General features: G+C 40.9%; 16 protein-coding genes. 6 read left to right on the top strand and 10 right to left on the bottom strand.

The features are described from left to right. The 5 genes from FKZ59_RS05950 to FKZ59_RS05930 all read left to right on the top strand — a co-directional run bounded on the left by FKZ59_RS05950 (nucleotide 1) and on the right by FKZ59_RS05930 (nucleotide 4,612). Nucleotides 1–1,188 (top strand): amidohydrolase, encoded by a 1,188-nt coding sequence (locus FKZ59_RS05950; protein ID WP_141601840.1) that lies wholly within the window; start codon nucleotides 1–3, stop codon nucleotides 1,186–1,188. A gap of 173 nt (nucleotides 1,189–1,361) precedes the next feature. Then, entirely contained in the window at nucleotides 1,362–2,699 is a 1,338-nt protein-coding gene (locus tag FKZ59_RS05945) for an LLM class flavin-dependent oxidoreductase (protein ID WP_141601839.1), read from the top strand. Nucleotides 2,700–2,757: 58 nt separating this feature from the next. Continuing rightward, entirely contained in the window at nucleotides 2,758–3,768 is a 1,011-nt protein-coding gene (locus FKZ59_RS05940) for an LLM class flavin-dependent oxidoreductase (RefSeq protein ID WP_141601838.1), read from the top strand. Nucleotides 3,769–3,780: 12 nt separating this feature from the next. Further along, nucleotides 3,781–4,062, top strand: a complete 282-nt coding sequence (locus FKZ59_RS05935) for a glutaredoxin family protein (protein WP_141601837.1) — start codon at nucleotides 3,781–3,783, stop codon at nucleotides 4,060–4,062. A 31-nt stretch (nucleotides 4,063–4,093) separates the two neighbouring features. Beyond that, nucleotides 4,094–4,612 carry a GNAT family N-acetyltransferase gene (locus FKZ59_RS05930; RefSeq protein WP_246045831.1) on the top strand — a complete coding sequence of 173 codons (519 nt, stop codon included), beginning with the start codon at nucleotides 4,094–4,096 and terminating at the stop codon, nucleotides 4,610–4,612. A gap of 220 nt (nucleotides 4,613–4,832) precedes the next feature. On the opposite strand, the gene FKZ59_RS05925 is transcribed toward FKZ59_RS05930, so the two are convergent. The 10 genes from FKZ59_RS05925 to FKZ59_RS05880 all read right to left on the bottom strand — a co-directional run bounded on the left by FKZ59_RS05925 (nucleotide 4,833) and on the right by FKZ59_RS05880 (nucleotide 15,073). Then, the gene (locus tag FKZ59_RS05925; RefSeq protein ID WP_141601836.1) at nucleotides 4,833–6,020 is read right to left on the bottom strand and encodes an acyl-CoA dehydrogenase family protein; all 1,188 of its coding nucleotides are present in this window, start codon (nucleotides 6,018–6,020) and stop codon (nucleotides 4,833–4,835) included. Beyond that, nucleotides 6,017–7,363 (bottom strand): LLM class flavin-dependent oxidoreductase, encoded by a 1,347-nt coding sequence (locus FKZ59_RS05920; protein WP_141601835.1) that lies wholly within the window; start codon nucleotides 7,361–7,363, stop codon nucleotides 6,017–6,019. Before FKZ59_RS05920 ends, FKZ59_RS05925 begins: the two co-directional genes overlap by 4 nt. Before the next feature lie 20 nt (nucleotides 7,364–7,383). Then, on the bottom strand, nucleotides 7,384–8,232 hold the full coding sequence (locus FKZ59_RS05915) for a MetQ/NlpA family ABC transporter substrate-binding protein (protein WP_141601834.1): 849 nt from the start codon (nucleotides 8,230–8,232) through the stop codon (nucleotides 7,384–7,386). A gap of 20 nt (nucleotides 8,233–8,252) precedes the next feature. Then, a complete protein-coding gene (locus FKZ59_RS05910; protein WP_141601833.1) occupies nucleotides 8,253–8,906 on the bottom strand; it encodes a methionine ABC transporter permease in 654 nt (217 codons plus the stop codon). Beyond that, complete coding sequence (locus FKZ59_RS05905) at nucleotides 8,848–9,927, bottom strand: methionine ABC transporter ATP-binding protein (protein ID WP_141601832.1); 1,080 nt, start codon at nucleotides 9,925–9,927, stop codon at nucleotides 8,848–8,850. The genes FKZ59_RS05910 and FKZ59_RS05905 overlap by 59 nt, the downstream gene beginning before the upstream one ends. An 18-nt stretch (nucleotides 9,928–9,945) precedes the next feature. Further along, nucleotides 9,946–10,788, bottom strand: a complete 843-nt coding sequence (locus FKZ59_RS05900) for a MetQ/NlpA family ABC transporter substrate-binding protein (RefSeq protein ID WP_141601831.1) — start codon at nucleotides 10,786–10,788, stop codon at nucleotides 9,946–9,948. A 42-nt stretch (nucleotides 10,789–10,830) separates the two neighbouring features. Beyond that, nucleotides 10,831–11,829 (bottom strand): PLP-dependent cysteine synthase family protein, encoded by a 999-nt coding sequence (locus FKZ59_RS05895; protein ID WP_141601830.1) that lies wholly within the window; start codon nucleotides 11,827–11,829, stop codon nucleotides 10,831–10,833. Between the two features lie 281 nt (nucleotides 11,830–12,110). Further along, nucleotides 12,111–12,299 carry an SE1561 family protein gene (locus FKZ59_RS05890; RefSeq protein ID WP_141601829.1) on the bottom strand — a complete coding sequence of 63 codons (189 nt, stop codon included), beginning with the start codon at nucleotides 12,297–12,299 and terminating at the stop codon, nucleotides 12,111–12,113. 408 nt (nucleotides 12,300–12,707) lie between these two features. Beyond that, nucleotides 12,708–13,847, bottom strand: coding sequence for a carboxynorspermidine decarboxylase (nspC, locus tag FKZ59_RS05885; protein ID WP_141601828.1), 1,140 nt, complete (start codon nucleotides 13,845–13,847; stop codon nucleotides 12,708–12,710). After that, the gene (locus tag FKZ59_RS05880; RefSeq protein WP_141601827.1) at nucleotides 13,847–15,073 is read right to left on the bottom strand and encodes a saccharopine dehydrogenase family protein; all 1,227 of its coding nucleotides are present in this window, start codon (nucleotides 15,071–15,073) and stop codon (nucleotides 13,847–13,849) included. Before FKZ59_RS05880 ends, nspC begins: the two co-directional genes overlap by 1 nt. A gap of 357 nt (nucleotides 15,074–15,430) precedes the next feature. On the opposite strand from FKZ59_RS05880, the gene FKZ59_RS05875 reads away from it, so the two are divergent. Beyond that, entirely contained in the window at nucleotides 15,431–15,808 is a 378-nt protein-coding gene (locus FKZ59_RS05875) for a GntR family transcriptional regulator (RefSeq protein WP_141601826.1), read from the top strand. Nucleotides 15,809–15,812 lie beyond the last annotated feature (4 nt).

Below are 15,812 nucleotides of genomic sequence, written 5' to 3'. Positions count from 1 at the left end.
ATGAAAAAAAGCGGATTGACGGAGCATGATTCTCTATTGAAACAACTGATCGAATATCGCCGGGAGTTGCATATGTATCCCGAAACTTCAATGAAAGAATATGAAACGACCAAAAGAATCAAAAGATGGCTGGAAGAGGAAGAAATTAAAATTTTGGATGCAGGTTTGGAAGTCGGGGCAATCGCAGAAATCAAAGGAGAGGAAGAAGGGCCTACCATCGCATTGCGCAGTGATATCGATGCGCTGCCTATCGGGGAAAGAACAAATTTGCCCTATGCTTCAAAAATAAAAAATGTGATGCATGCATGTGGCCACGATTTTCATACAGCTTCAATGATCGGTGCGGCAATTTTACTGCAGCGCAGAAAAAAGGAGCTTAAAGGAACGGTCCGCGTCATATTCCAGCCGGGAGAAGAAATTGCTGAAGGGGCAAAACAGATTATAAAAGCAGGCGGGTTGGATGGGGTATCGGCGATTTTTGGAATGCATAATAAGCCGGACCTTCCCGTTGGAACCGTTGGGGTACGTGAAGGAGCATTAATGGCTGCAGTAGACCGGTTTAAGATTGAAATTTATGGAGTCGGCGGTCATGCCGGAATTCCAAACAATACAATCGATGCGGTCGTTGTGGCGGGGCAATTGATTTCCGCATTGCAAACGATTGTAAGCAGAAATTTAAGCGCTTTTGATAATGCGGTAGTGAGTATAACAAAATTGGAAGCCGGAAATACTTGGAACGTCATTGCCGACCATGCAATTTTGGAAGGAACGGTAAGGGTTTTTCAAAAGGAAGCCCGTGGGAAAATACCGCAATTAATGAAGCAAATCACAGAAGGAATTGTTTCTGCTTTTGGTGCCACATCCAAATTTAACTGGTATCCTTCCGTTACTTGTGTCGATAATTCACCGCTTTTTACGGAAATCGTCAAACGGACCGGGGAAGAGTTGGGGTATGCGGTTGTTGAAGCCGAACAAAGCCCGGCAGGAGAAGACTTTGCATATTATCAAGAATTGATTCCCGGTTATTTTGTATGGATAGGCGTTGATGGGCAACATGATTGGCATCATCCATCATTTACACTGAATGAAGAGGCGCTGCTTGTAGCGGCAAATTATTTTTCGAATTTGTCCGTGAATGTGTTAAATCATTTATCTAAAAGCAATAATCAAAAGTTGACGGTTAATTAATACCATTCGTTACTGGATGGTATTTTTTTTATGCTCAATTTTAGCCGGTTAGAGTTAATAAATTTTTTCAATCAGTACTTACAAGAAATCAATTAGTAAATGTATTGTATTAGGAAAAAATTGTTGTTAATATAACAAAACAAATAAAAATACTAGAAATTAGGGAGGGAGTAATGTTGACAAGAAAAATCCATTTTGGAGCGCTGATTCATGGAGTCGGAGGACATATTTCCCTTTGGCGGCATCCTGAAATCAGAAGCAATCAAAGCGTCAGTCTGGAGTATTATGTGCAACAAGCCAAAACAGCAGAAAAAGGGAAATTTGATTTAGTTTTTATTGCCGATGGTCTTTATATTAACGAGAAATCAATTCCGCATTTTTTAAACCGTTTTGAACCCGTTACAATCCTTTCCGCATTGGCAACTGCAACCAAAAACGTCGGCCTGGTTGCCACTGTATCCACCACTTATAGTCAACCATTTAATGTTGCGCGGCAAATCGCTTCATTGGATAAAATCAGCGACGGACGTGCAGGTTGGAATGTTGTGACAACCCCTTTGGAAGGGGCGGCATTAAATTTTAATAAAACCATTAAAGAGCATCCCGATCATGCGACCCGTTATGAAATTGCCGAAGAGTTTGTGGAAGTGGTAAAAGGGCTTTGGGATTCCTGGGAAGATGATGCATTTATCGCGGACGTGGAAAATGACCGATTCTTTGATCCGGAAAAACTGCACGTATTAAACCATAAAGGCAAATATTTCCAAGTCAGCGGCCCATTGAATATTGCCCGTTCAAGGCAGGGGCAGCCGGTCATCTTTCAGGCGGGATCATCCGATGCCGGAATTCGGCTTGCAGCAAAGGAAGCGGATGCGATTTTCACAAATTATCCTGCATTAGAGGAAGCGAAGGACTTTTATCGCCGAGTGAAAGAAGAGGTTGCAAAAGTTGGACGGAATCCGGATGAGGTGCTGATTTTTCCGGCATTGGCCCCTATCATCGGAGATACCGTGGAAGAAGCGGAACGGAAATATAATGAAGTCAAAAATTTGGTGTCGATTGAAAAAGCGCTGGACTATTTGGGACGTTACTTCGATCATCATGATTTTTCCCAATATGACGTAGATGCGCCGTTCCCGGACATCGGTGATATTGGGGCAAATGCATTCAAAAGCACAACCGACCGCATTAAAAGAGAAGCGAAAGAGCAGGGATTGACATTGAGGGAAGTGGCGCTGCGTGAAGCGACACCGAAACCGGTATTCTTTGGTACACCAAAGGATGTTGCGGATTTAATTGAAAAATGGTTCGTGGAAAAGGCGGCGGATGGATTTATGTTTTCAGTTGCGGTCCCGAATGCGCTGGAAGACTTTGTGGAGAAAGTTGTACCAATTCTGCAGGAACGGGAATTATACCGGAAAGAATATGAGGCGGACACATTACGGGGAAATTTGGGTCTTCCTTTTAAAGAAAACCGTTACACAAAACAAAGACAGCTTGCCAACTTATAAACGGATAGGCACTATTACTTGATTTACAAAGACTGAGGTTTGAAATGGAGGTGGAAAAATGGCGTACAAATTAAGTATTTTAGATCAAAGCCCTGTAATCGAACATTCTGCACCGGAGGAAGCTTTCCAGGAAACGGTGCGGTTGGCACAAACCGCGGAACAATTGGGATATGAAAGATTTTGGGTTTCAGAGCATCATAATAGTCAGGATGTCCATGGTTCATCACCGGAAGTCCTCGTATCTTATTTATTGGCGAAAACGGAAAAAATACGAATCGGTTCTGGCGGAGTCATGTTGACCCATTACAGCCCTTATAAAGTCGCCGAAAATTTTCAGGTGTTGGCAGCTCTTGCGCCTGGCCGTGTAGATTTGGGGGTCGGGAAAGCTCCAGGCGGCCTTCCTTTGGCGACAAAAGCTTTACAATTTGGAACTCAAAACACCGGTGAAGATTTTAATCAGCGGGTAAGGGATTTAAAGGATTTTCTGTATGATACATTGCCGGAAAACCATCCGCTTTATGGGGTAAAAGCAACCCCAACGGCGAAAGTGAAGCCTCCGATTTTTGTATTGGGGGGAAGCCCTGGCAGTGCAACGCTTGCGGCAACTTTGAAACTTCCTTATGTGTTTGCAAGATTCTTTGTGCCGGATGAAGAAGTTTTGAAAAAGTCTGCTGAAGTTTATCGAGAGATTTATCCTGAAGGAAAATTGATCGTGGGCATCGGTGTTTTTGCATCAGAAGATGAAAAAGAAGCTGAGAGCATCGCAAAAGATTCATACATTATCAAATTGCATTTGGAAAGCGGCCGAACTTATACATTTACAAAGAAAGAACAAGCCGAGAAATTTGGAAATCAGTCTGAAGAACCATATCGAATCGAAGTCTTAGATTCGAAATTGGTTTACGGGAAACCGGAACAGGTGAAAAAGGTATTGGATGAATTGCATCAGAAATATCAGGTGGATGAATTTATTCTCCATACACCGGTCTTGAAAAGAGAGGAAAGATTTCGGTCTTTTGAATTGTTGGGTCCAACCAATTTATTCAAAGAAATATCAACTGTTAAATAGGAGGAAAATGAAATGAGCAACGCATTTGATGTGATTGTTTGGTCAAAGCAAGGATGCAGTTATTGCAATGAAGTGAAAAGTTATTTGGATGACAAAGAGATTCCATATAAAACGATTGATGTAACCAATCGGGATGAATTCCGTGAAATTTTGGAAGCAAAATATGGCGTTCGTCATGTACCGGTCGTGGAAATAGGTAAAAACGGGACCTATAAAGGAGTAACCGAAGTGGGATTAGAGCATTTAATCGCTGCCTTGGAGCAAGTTTCAAGAAAAAAAGGTTTAGCGGTTTGACAAGTTTGCAAGAAAGGCAGGGTGGGAATCATTGGGTCAACTTGTGACAGATGTGTTGATTGATCGCCTGAAAGAAGAAGACAAAGAACGATATGTAGAGGTATTGGTCGAAAGTTATGCTCAATATGAAAAGCATTATCCTTCAAAAGAGGCCTGGCAGGATTATATTTCCGATATTCGGAACAGTGTGAACCATCCTCATTCCGCGGAAATTTTTGTTGCGAAAAAAGGTGAAGATATATTAGGCGGTCTGCAGCTTTTTATCGGTTCCGGGAATGCTTATAATCGGCCCGAATTGGAGATAGATTCCACCATTGTGCGGTTATTGGGGATTCATCCTAAGGCAAGGGGGCTTGGAATTGCCAAAAAGTTATTGGATAAAAGTGTGGAATTTGCCAGAGCGCGAGGGGATGAGTATTTATATCTCCACTCAACGGATATGATGGAAGCTGCAATCAAACTATATATAAGATTTGGTTTTGTCCGGGATGAAAGAAAGGATTTTCAGAAAAATAATTTTTTAGTGAAAGCTTTCAGATACAAATTATAAAGGAAACAATCAATTAAAATGATATAAGGTTTTCCCCCTTATCGACTGCAACAAACAGTTTCCCCGTTTGTTGCGGTCTCTATCAATAAATCAAAAAGAGCCTATCCAAAAAAATGGACAGGCTCTTTTCTTCATTTTGATGCAACAAAAGAGGAAGGGACACAGCGTTGATTTATGTGGTGTAAAAAAGGTCAGCACAGCCATGAAGGCGTCTGTTTCGTTATAGTTGAAAGACCTCTTGTTTCACATCAAATAAAACCGCTTTTGACAGTTGTGAAATCACCACGTCATCCAACGGAGGGTTATAGGATCCGCATTGAACATCCCGGAAAAGCCGTTCCAACGGATTCGTTTTCGATAAACTTCTGCCGCCAACGATTTTCATCGCTTTTGAAACAATTTCAATAGCATTATTGCAAATTAAATATTTGGCAATATTCACTTCATTGGCAAGCAAGTCCCGCTTCTCCGGTTCGTATTCGACTTGTGCGGCAAGGCTGTATAAAATTCTTCTTGAAGAATGATATAGCACTTCGATTTCTCCCGCATTTTGTTGGACATGGGCAGCGTGGTTAATGGTGTTTCCCAAACTGTGGGAGTATGTGTTTTTGGCGAATTCATAAGCATAGTCCCTTGCGGCACCGGCTATCCCTAAATAAACGGCAGGGATTTCCAAAGAATAAACGCGGCCATGAGCAAGAAAACGGTTGGTTTCATTCGGTTTTTGACGATAAAGCAGCGCTTCTTCCGGTACGAACACATCATGAAAGATGATGTCATGACTCCCTGTAGCCCGCATTCCTAAATAATCCCAAGTTTCCTTAATTTCCACCCGATCATTGACCGTAATTAAAAATTCAGCGGTAATGCCTTCATCTTCCAAATAAGCGATGGTCATAAACTGTTTTAATATAGGAGCCAGGGAAGCATAAGATTTTTCACCTGAAATGATATATCCTCCAGGCACCTTTTTGGCAATCGTACCTGGAGTAGCGCCTCGGGAAAGATTTCCTTTTCCCCGTTCCGTATTAATGATGTTTAATAATGAACCTTCTTCCACTGTTTTACGGCACAATTCAGCGAAGACGGATTCCGGCCAAGATTTCGTTTCCCGGACGTTCAGGAATGTTAACAAGTTCCAGCCGACCCCCAAAGCGGTGGAGGCATCCCCTTTGGCAAGCTGTTCCTGGACAAGCAACATTTCATAAAGGGAAATTTCATCTCCACCATACTTTTTAGGAATCGTTAATTTAAGATAGCCCGCATCCTGTAAAATTTTAAAATGTTCAAAAGGAAATTCGCCGGTTTTGTCGTAATAAGCGGAGGTTTTACCAATTTCCGAAGCCAATTTTTTTGCATAATCCACTAATTGTTGTTCACGTTCATTGCGAATAAAAATATCTGTCATGATGAAGCCACCTTTGATTTTGCAAATTGATTTTCAGGTATTTGCAAACCTAAATGTTCCCGCAATGTGGAACCGGTGTAGTCTTTTCTGAATAACCCACGCTCTTGTAAAATCGGTACAACTTTTTCGACAAAAGCTTCCAAATCGCGGGGAAGCAATGGGAATTGCAGCATAAATCCGTCGCAGGCTTTTTCATTAAACCAACGTTCCATTTCATCCGCGACTTTTTCAGGTGTCCCAACAAATGCATCCTTCTTCGCCGCATTAAAGAGCCGGGTGTATAATTCTCCCACTTTCAAATTTTCCCGTTTAATAATTTCATAAAGTTCATTGAAATTACTTTGAATGCTGTTTACAGGAGGGAATTCGACTTCAATGGCCGGCGTATCCAGTGAATACTTTGAAAAATCCACATTTCCCATATATCCTGAAACAAATTTCAACGCTTCATAAGGATCGACCAATTCCTGCAATTCATTGTATCGGCGAACGGCTTCTTCTTCCGTGTCGGCAACGATCGGGGAGATTCCATGGAACACAATGAGCTCATCCTCGGAACGGTTATGTTGAGCCAACTGGGCTTTCAATGTTCTATAATGTTCCTTTGCTCTTTCGATATTATCCCAATGGACAAAAACCGCATTTGCCACACGGGCTGCTAATTTCTGGCCGGGTTTTGAAGAACCGGCAACAACAATGACAGGATATCCTTGAGGGGAGCGGGCGATATTTAACGGACCTTTTACTTGGAAATACTGACCTTTGTAATTGATTTCATGCACTTTTGATTGGTCGTAGAAAATGCCGTTTTCTTTATCGTATATAAAGGCATCGTCTTCCCAGGAATCCCATAAACCTAAAATGACGTCGGCAAATTCTTCTGCGATTTCATAGCGTTTGTCATGTTCCACATGTTTTTCACGGCTAAAGTTCAAAGCTGTTTGGCCGGTGGCATCAGAAGTTGTCACTAGATTCCATGCAACCCGGCCACCGCTGATATGATCAACGGAAAGCAATTGTCTTGCCAATCGGTAAGGCTGGCTATAAGTCGTCGAAGCGGTTGCTCCAAGACCGATTTTTTCAGTGGCAGCAGCGAGGGCTGTTATTTGAATAATAGGGTCAAAGCGGTTTAATATATGCGGGTGGGATTCATGGTTTATGGCCAGACTATCCGCAATGAAGACGATATCAAATTTTCCTTTCTCCGCGATTTGAGCTGATTTTTGCAGGGCTTTGATATCAATGCTGGCATTGGCCTGCGCTTCCGGATGGCGCCATGCAGCCACATGCATGCCGGCGCCGATTAAATACAACGAAAGTTTCATTTCACGTTTTTTTACCATTCGACGTTCCTCCTAAAATATTATTTTTTTGAAGAATAAGCTTCTTTCCAGGTTGCCAATTCTTCCAGGGATAATTGAACAGGGATGAAGTTGCCTTTATAGTTTTTCTTAATAAATTGGGATACTTCTTCACTCTGGTAAATTTCAACGATTTTTTTATACAATGGATGATCTTTATCTTCATTTCTCGCAGCGATTACATTGATAAACGGTTTTGCCGTTTCACTTTCATGGATGATTGCATCGCTCAAATATAAACCGGCTTCAAGGGCTATTCCGTTGTTGATGATGGCAAAATCCGTATCTTCCATCACACGCGGGGTTGTTGCACCATCAACAGGGATAATTTCCAAGTTTTTCGGATTCTCTTTAATTTTGTCGACTCCGCCCCTGCCGTCGAAATCATCCGTCAAGGTGATCAGTCCATATTCCTGGAGAAGCATGAGAGCCCGGCCCCAGTTGGACGGATCATTTGGTACGGCGATTTTGGATCCTGCTTTAATATCATCTATGGAATCAAATTTATTGGAATACAATCCGATCGGCGCAATAATCGTTGTTCCGATTGGTTGAATATCTGTATGATTTTGGGTATTAAAAGTATCCAAATATGCAACGTGTTGGAAAGCGTTGATGTCAATATCCCCGTCCGCCAGCGCCTGATTCGGGTCCACTTGTGCGGAAAAAGTGACTAATTCAAGGTCAATGCCTTCCTCTTTCGCTTTTTCTTTTATGAATTCCCAAGTTTTAATCTCTGAACTGCGAATTCCAACTTTTACATGATTGTTTTCAGCATCCGTTTTTTCATTGCATGCCGCCGATACAAATATTAATAATATTAAACCTATTAAAATACTAAGTTTTTTCATTCGAAACACCTCTTCAACAATTAAGAAACTCGTCTAAAATGATGTTCCAATTTATGGCCAATCATTTGGATGATTTGTACAAATACGACAAGGATGATTACCGTAACCAAAGTCGTCATTTCGTCAAAACGCTGATAACCATAGGTGATGGCCACATCGCCCAAGCCGCCTCCGCCAACTGCTCCTGCCATCGCAGTTGCTCCAATTAACCCGATTGTCGCTGTTGTTACACTTAAAACGAGGGAAGGGAAAGCTTCCGGAATTAAAAACTTGCGAATAATTTGAAAGGGAGTTGCTCCCATGGCTTTTGCGGCTTCAATGATTCCATCATCAACTTCCAATAATGAATTTTCAATTAATCTGGAAATATATGGACCTATATGAAAAACAAGAGGAACAATTGCCGCAGTCGTTCCGATGGCTGTGCCAACAATGAGCCGGGTCAACGGGATCAGCAGGACCAGCAAAATAATAAAAGGAATTGAACGGAATATATTGACGATGGGATTAATGATCCCAAATATCCATTTATTTTCTAAAATGTGTCCTTTTCTGGTCACTACGAGGATAATGCCTAAAGCAAATCCTAAAATGGCGCCGAAGAACAAGCTGATGCTAACCATATATAAGGTTTCCAAAATTGCGTTGAGAATAATTTCGTAACTCACTTCCATTTGCAGCCACCTCTTCAATTTGGATATCTTTCAAACGGATATATTGAATTGCTCTTTCGCACTCACGATGATCCCCCTTAATTTCGATAATTAAATTGCCGAAGGGGATCTCTTGCAATTCAATGATATTTCCAAATAATACGTTGACATCCACTTTGAATTTTTTTGCCACTTCAGAGACAATCGATTGACCAACATTTTCTCCGATAAACTTCAGTTTGAAAATGCGTTTTGAAGGATTGTCATCCTGAAGCATTTTTATAATGAATTCCGGAATTTCATCGCGCACGACGGATTGAACAAAGTTTTTCGTTGTTTTCTCCTTTGGATTTGAGAAGATTTCCAGTACATTTCCCGTTTCAATAACGCGTCCATTTTCCATGACCGCTACTTTGTTGCAAATCTCGCGGATGACTTCCATTTCATGAGTGATCAGCAAGATTGTGATATTGTATTCAACATTCACTTTTTTCAATAGATTTAAAATAGATTTTGTTGTTTGGGGATCGAGGGCAGAGGTCGGTTCATCGCATAACAATATTTTTGGATTTGTGACCAGAGCTCTGGCTATCCCAACCCGCTGCTTTTGACCGCCGGAAAGTTGATGGATATAAGCATTGGAACGATCTTCAAGTCCAATGTAGCGTAAAACTTCCATTACCCGTTGCCGGATTTCATTTTTTGGCACCTTGCTAAGCAGAAGGGGCATTGCAACATTTTCAAATACGGTTTTGGAATTCAGGAGATTAAAATGTTGGAAAATCATCCCGATTTCTTTCTTTTTCTCCCTCAATTCCTGGGCGGAATAGGTTGTTAAATCAACACCATCGACCAGAACTTTCCCGCTTGTCGGGGTTTCCAATAAATTCACGGTGCGAAGTAAAGTGCTTTTTCCGGCACCGCTGAATCCGATGACCCCGAAAATATCCCCTTTATTAATTTTTAAATTGATCTGATCCAATGCCTTAATTTCCTTTCCGTCTGAACGGTATACTTTGGAAGTATCGATAAACTCGATCAAATGATTCACCCACTTTCTTTAAAATGCCGGAACAACGGCCCCATCATATTTCGATTCAATATATTTCCGGGCTTTTTCACTTGTTAACCATTTCACAACCGTTTTTATGTTTTCATCATTTTCCCGGCCTTTCGCTGTCACCACAATATTGACATACGGCGAATCCGGCCCTTCAATAATAAGGGCGTCTTCTTTTGGATTTAAGCCGCCTTCCAATGCGTAGTTCGTATTAATTGCGGCAGCATCGACATCTTCCAATGCGCGGTTTAACAATGGACCATCAACACCGATAAATTCTATTTTTTTGTCGTTTTTTATAATGTCTTCAACGGTGTAATTGCCTTCTTTATTTGGATCAAGTTCGATAATTCCGTTAGAAGCGAACAGTTCCAATGCGCGTGAAAAATTTACCACGTCCTGAGGGATGGCCACTTTTGCCCCTTGAGGCAATTCATCAATGCTTTTATATTTTTTGGAATACACTCCGAAAGGTTCAATATGCACACCGCCAACACTAACCAGCTCCAAACCGGATTGTTTAATGGCTTGATTCAAATATGGGGTATGCTGAAAATAGTTGAAATCCAATTGGCCTTCCGCTGTTGCCTGGTTTGTTCGGACACCATCATTGAACACTTCTATTTGGAGTTTAATGCCTTCCTTCTCCAGATCCGGTGCCAAGTGTTCCAATATTTCCGCATGGGGAACTGAAGAAGCGCCAACTTTTAATACTGTCACTTCTTTTTTTGATGGGTCATTCTTCGCGTTTTCATTCCCGTTTGATGCTTCTCCGTTGCTGCATGCTGCCAAAATGATTAAAGTCAGAACCGAAACTAAAATGAAATACCAATTTTTCCTCAAGTTCAAAACTCCTTTACTAAAATTTGTAATTCTAATAAACAATTATTCAAATAAATCGGTGGATAAGTAACGCAAGCCCGTGTCAGGAAGGACTGCAATGATGCGTTTTCCTTTGTTTTCAGGTCGTTTGGCCAATTGCGTGGCAGCCCAAATGGCAGCACCTGAAGAAGTACCGACAAGAATTCCATCAGATTTGGCCACTGCCCGTGCCGCTTCATTTGCTTCGTATGTTTCGACAGAAATGAATTCATCGATGACATTTTTGTTTACGTTGGCAGGAACTCTTTTTTCTTCAACATCCGAGAACCGGTGTACACCTGTGATTTCAGGAATATCCGGATTTTCAGGGGTTGCAATGGAATTCAAACCGGGTTCCACTGCAACAATTTGAATATTCGGATTTTTATTTTTCAAGAATTCCCCAACACCGCTAATGGTTCCCCCCGTACCAACGGCTGCAACAAAAATATCGATTTGCCCATCCGTATCCTCCCATATTTCAGGACCTGTCGTTTCTTTATGGATTCTTGGATTCGCTTCATTTTCCAGCTGATTTAAAAACAGAATGTTTTCTTCTTTTGAAAGGACTTCATTTTTTAATACATTGATTGCTTCTACAAAATCGCCGTCAGTTTCTTCCATTGCTTTTGCAAGGGCAGGGACTTCCGAGAATGGGATGACTTCACCGCCAAAGGCACGTATGACTTTCGTCCGTTCAATGCTGACATTGTCCTGGATGTAGACGCGGAATTTATAACCTTTGGCAGCTGCAATGGCAGCAACGCCGATGCCGGTATTTCCGCTCGTTGTTTCCACAATGGTATCGCCCTTTTTTAACAAACCCTTTGCTTCTGCATCTTCAATCATGGATTTGGCAATGCGATCTTTTACACTGTTGACAGGGTTAAAATATTCTAGTTTTACGATGAGTTCCGCTTCCAATTGGTTTTGTTTTTCATAATTGACAAGTTGCAATAATGGGGTCCGACCGACCAACTCGGTAATGGACTTTTTAATTTTATTTGTAACTGCCTGACTCATCTAATCTCCTCCAATCCAAATCATTTTATAACCTACTATTACAATTGGGATTATTGGAATGTTAACATGCGAAATTGAGCATTGACAATATGTTGCCGGTAAAATCATCAATAGAAATATTTAATTAACGAAAAAAAATAATTTATTAAATAAACGGGGGATATGCAGGGGAAGAGAGGGGAAGGGGGGACATGTAATCTTGAAATAAAAAAAGGAAATTAAATCCGCACATACAAAAAAATCAGTGAAGGAAAACCCTTCACTGATTATGTAAACAACCTTTATTCTTCTTCATACCGATGTTTAAACTGCTCCAATTTCTCTTCAATATCGTCTATCATTTGGATGAGGCGATCAATGTCTTCAAGATCGGCAGTTTCTTCATCAATCGCTTCCAAAACTTCAAGGAAAATCTCCAGGCGTTCTTTCAAATATTGCACCTGCTTATTTTTGTCATAAATCGCTTTCACATTTCCACCTCTTTCATCTAGGTCATCATAACGGAAAATCGCCAAATATGCAATCATGTAAAAAAGTATTTTTCTGTAAAAGTATAGGCATTTCATACCGATTTTATTTTCGATTATTCAGAATATTTACAATAATGAATCTTTGTGATATATTAATCTTAACTTAATCGCAAAGGAGTTGGTCGAAAAGTAAACGCTCACTCTATTGCAAAGGAGGGAGTCTAAACAATCTTTCGGCCCGGCTTGTAGCCGAAACTGTTTATGCAACGATAATGGTGGTTAGTAAGCGGTAAACCCCGGTGAGGTGCATCTTTTTGGATGCACAGGTCACCGGGGTTTTAAAGTTTCATAGATTTTTCTATAAAAAAGCGCCAATCGGAAACCGGTCCGAATTGGCGCTTTGACTGTTTAAGATAAGCGATTGCGATAATCTTCGTATTTAAATTGTCTTACGACTTTAATTCCTTCTTCATCGTTGTATAAACAGATGCTTGGCAAGTTGACACCATTGAACATATGGTTTTTCACCATTGTGTAATGGGCCATGTCTGTAAATACAATTTTGTCCCCAGGTTTTAGCGGTTCATCGAAAGAATAGTCGCCGATCACATCTCCAGCAAGGCATGTCATTCCACCGAGACGGTATGTGTAAGGTTTATCATTAGGGGTACTTGCCCCGATAATTTGCGGACGATAAGGCATCTCAAGTACATCCGGCATATGACATGTGGCGGAAGTGTCGAGAATGGCGATCTCCATCCCGTTTTTGACAATATCCAGCACGGTTGCCACAAGGTAGCCTGTATTGAGAGCAATGGCTTCACCTGGTTCGAGAATGACTTGGACATCATATTTATTTTTAATATAGTTGATGAGATCGACCAGTTTGTCGATGTCATAATCCGGGCGGGTAATATGATGTCCGCCGCCGAAGTTGACCCATTTCATTTGATGCAAGTACTTGCCATACTTTTCTTCAAAATGAGGAAGGATCCGTTCAAGCACGTCGGAATTTTGTTCACACATCGCATGGAAGTGAAGACCCTCAACGCCGTCCAATTCATCCGGACGGAATTGATCGAAAGGAATTCCTAAACGGGAATTCAATGCACAAGGGTCATAAAGTGCCGTTTCCACTTCGGAATAACCAGGGTTCACTCTCAAACCGATGGAAACGTGCTTGTCCAGTTGTTGAATCTTTTGTTTATATTTATTTAATTGATTGAAAGAGTTGAATACGATATGGTCGATATATTTCAAATATTCATCGATTTCATGTTCAGCGTAGGCTGGTGAGTAGGCATGCACTTCTTTTCCAAATTCCTCGTATCCTAAGCGGGCTTCAAAAAGGGAACTTGCCGTAACCCCCTTCAAATATTTGCTCACTAAAGGAAATGTGGAAAACATGGAAAAACCTTTTAGCGCAAGCAATATATCGCAGCCTGTACGCTGTTGGACGGAATCCAATATCTCCAGATTCCGTTTTAATAAACGTTCATCAACAACATAACTTGGAGATGGTACACTTTTCCAGTCGATTGCTTTCATTATTTTACCTCACTATTTTCAAGGTCTAAATCAAGCAATTCTGGATCGAAGCTTTCTTTCCATGGAAGGCCCCATTTGTTCAATTCTTCCATGAATGGATCCGGATCGAATTCTTCTACGTTCCAAACCCCCGGTCTTCTCCAAATTCCTTTGATAATGAGGCTTGCCCCGATCATCGCAGGAACGCCTGTTGTATAAGAAACCGCCTGGCTGCCCACTTCGCGATAGCATTCTTCATGATCGCAAACGTTATATAGATAGTAAGTTTTTTCTTTTCCGTCTTTTATGCCGCGGAAAATGCAACCGATATTTGTCTTGCCTTTTGTTCTTGGTCCAAGTGAACCTGGATCCGGTAAAACCGCTTTTAAGAATTGAAGAGGAACGATTTTCTTCCCTTCGAATTCGATTGGCTCAATGGATGTCATTCCGACATTTTGAAGAACCCGCAAGTGAGTCAGATATTTTTCGGAGAATGTCATCCAGAAGCGGATTTGTTTAAGTCCTTTTACGTTTTTCGCCAAAGATTCCAATTCTTCATGGTAAAGAAGGTAAATATCTTTCGGACCTACTTCAGGGAAGTTATATTCTCTCTTATATTCAAGAGGTTTTGTTTCGATCCATTTCCCTTCTTTCCAATATCGGCCGTTGGATGTAATTTCGCGAATGTTGATTTCCGGGTTAAAGTTAGTCGCAAACGGCAATCCGTGATCGCCGGCATTGCAGTCCAAGATATCAATATAATGAATTTCATCGAAATGATGTTTTAATGCATAAGCCGTGAATACGCCTGTAACTCCAGGGTCGAAACCGCAGCCCAATACGGCCGTGATACCGGCTTTTTCAAATTTTTCTTTATAAGCCCATTGCCATTTATATTCAAATTTAGCTGTTTCAGGTGGTTCATAGTTAGCGGTATCTAAGTAATGAACACCTGTAGCTAAACAAGCTTCCATGATTGTCAAATCTTGATAAGGTAATGCAACGTTGATGACTACATCCGGTTTGAAACTATTGATTAATTCGACGAGTTCGTCCACGTTGTCCGCATCAACTTGCGCAGTGTGGATAATCGTTTTGCCGCCGTCGAGCTTCTCTTTCAAAGCGTCGCATTTCGCCTTTGTACGGCTGGCAATCATGATTTCCTCGAACACGTCTGAATTTTGTACACATTTGTGCGCTACAACGCTACCTACACCGCCAGCACCGATAATCAATGCTTTACCCAATTCATTATGACCCCCTTAATTGAAAATAGTATCAAGCAATGAAATAGATTATACATAATTATTTCTTAATCAGCAATTGTTTTTAAAGCGAAAATATAAAAATTTTCAATTACGTAAACATTGCTTTTTAAATATTCCTTGTTTCATAAAATCGGGCTTTTAACATGAAAATTTCATTTGCCGGATAATCGGTGAAGAAATCCTGCATAAAAAGCAAAAGGCACATTGCTGTCAATATTAGATATTAGCAAATAGATAAATAAAATTCATTATTTAAAGCAATTCTTTTGTGCTTTTGTTCTATAAAATATATAACAAATTTGTTATAATAAATATAGAACAGATTGGGGTGATGGAATGATAATCCGAATTGAGCCGGAATCGGAAGTTCCAATTTATATGCAACTGACAAATCAAATTATTGAAGGCATTGCGAAAGGCGCTATACATCCGGGGGATGCGCTCCCGTCCGTCCGGACATTGGCGGCTGATTTGGGAATCAATATGCACACGGTCAATAAAAGTTATCATGAGCTTGAGAAGAAAGGGATTATCGAAATTGTCCCCAAATCCGGAGCCGTGATCAAAGGGCACTCCCATATAGAGCAAAGTTCGTATAACAGGATTTATAACATGCTGAAGCCGCAAATCGCGGAAGGAATGGTGTTGGGGATGACGAAGGACGAAATATTGAATTTGGTCGAAGAAATTGTCAACGAAATAAAAAAAACCTGAAGGA

It is taken from the genome of Ureibacillus terrenus, from assembly GCF_006569205.1.
GTDB lineage: Bacteria > Bacillota > Bacilli > Bacillales_A > Planococcaceae > Ureibacillus > Ureibacillus terrenus.
This window is presented reverse-complemented; position numbering and strand designations above follow the sequence as displayed.

What these genes read in the sequence shown, in the direction of transcription:
- FKZ59_RS05950 (WP_141601840.1), top strand. Translation starts at nt 1, where the DNA reads ATGAAAAAAAGCGGATTGACGGAGCATGATTCTCTATTGAAACAACTG.
- FKZ59_RS05945 (WP_141601839.1), top strand. Translation starts at nt 1,362, where the DNA reads ATGTTGACAAGAAAAATCCATTTTGGAGCGCTGATTCATGGAGTCGGA.
- FKZ59_RS05940 (WP_141601838.1), top strand. Translation starts at nt 2,758, where the DNA reads ATGGCGTACAAATTAAGTATTTTAGATCAAAGCCCTGTAATCGAACAT.
- FKZ59_RS05935 (WP_141601837.1), top strand. Translation starts at nt 3,781, where the DNA reads ATGAGCAACGCATTTGATGTGATTGTTTGGTCAAAGCAAGGATGCAGT.
- FKZ59_RS05925 (WP_141601836.1), bottom strand. Translation starts at nt 6,020, where the DNA reads ATGACAGATATTTTTATTCGCAATGAACGTGAACAACAATTAGTGGAT.
- FKZ59_RS05920 (WP_141601835.1), bottom strand. Translation starts at nt 7,363, where the DNA reads ATGGTAAAAAAACGTGAAATGAAACTTTCGTTGTATTTAATCGGCGCC.
- FKZ59_RS05915 (WP_141601834.1), bottom strand. Translation starts at nt 8,232, where the DNA reads ATGAAAAAACTTAGTATTTTAATAGGTTTAATATTATTAATATTTGTA.
- FKZ59_RS05910 (WP_141601833.1), bottom strand. Translation starts at nt 8,906, where the DNA reads ATGGAAGTGAGTTACGAAATTATTCTCAACGCAATTTTGGAAACCTTA.
- FKZ59_RS05895 (WP_141601830.1), bottom strand. Translation starts at nt 11,829, where the DNA reads ATGAGTCAGGCAGTTACAAATAAAATTAAAAAGTCCATTACCGAGTTG.
- nspC (WP_141601828.1), bottom strand. Translation starts at nt 13,847, where the DNA reads ATGAAAGCAATCGACTGGAAAAGTGTACCATCTCCAAGTTATGTTGTT.
- FKZ59_RS05875 (WP_141601826.1), top strand. Translation starts at nt 15,431, where the DNA reads ATGATAATCCGAATTGAGCCGGAATCGGAAGTTCCAATTTATATGCAA.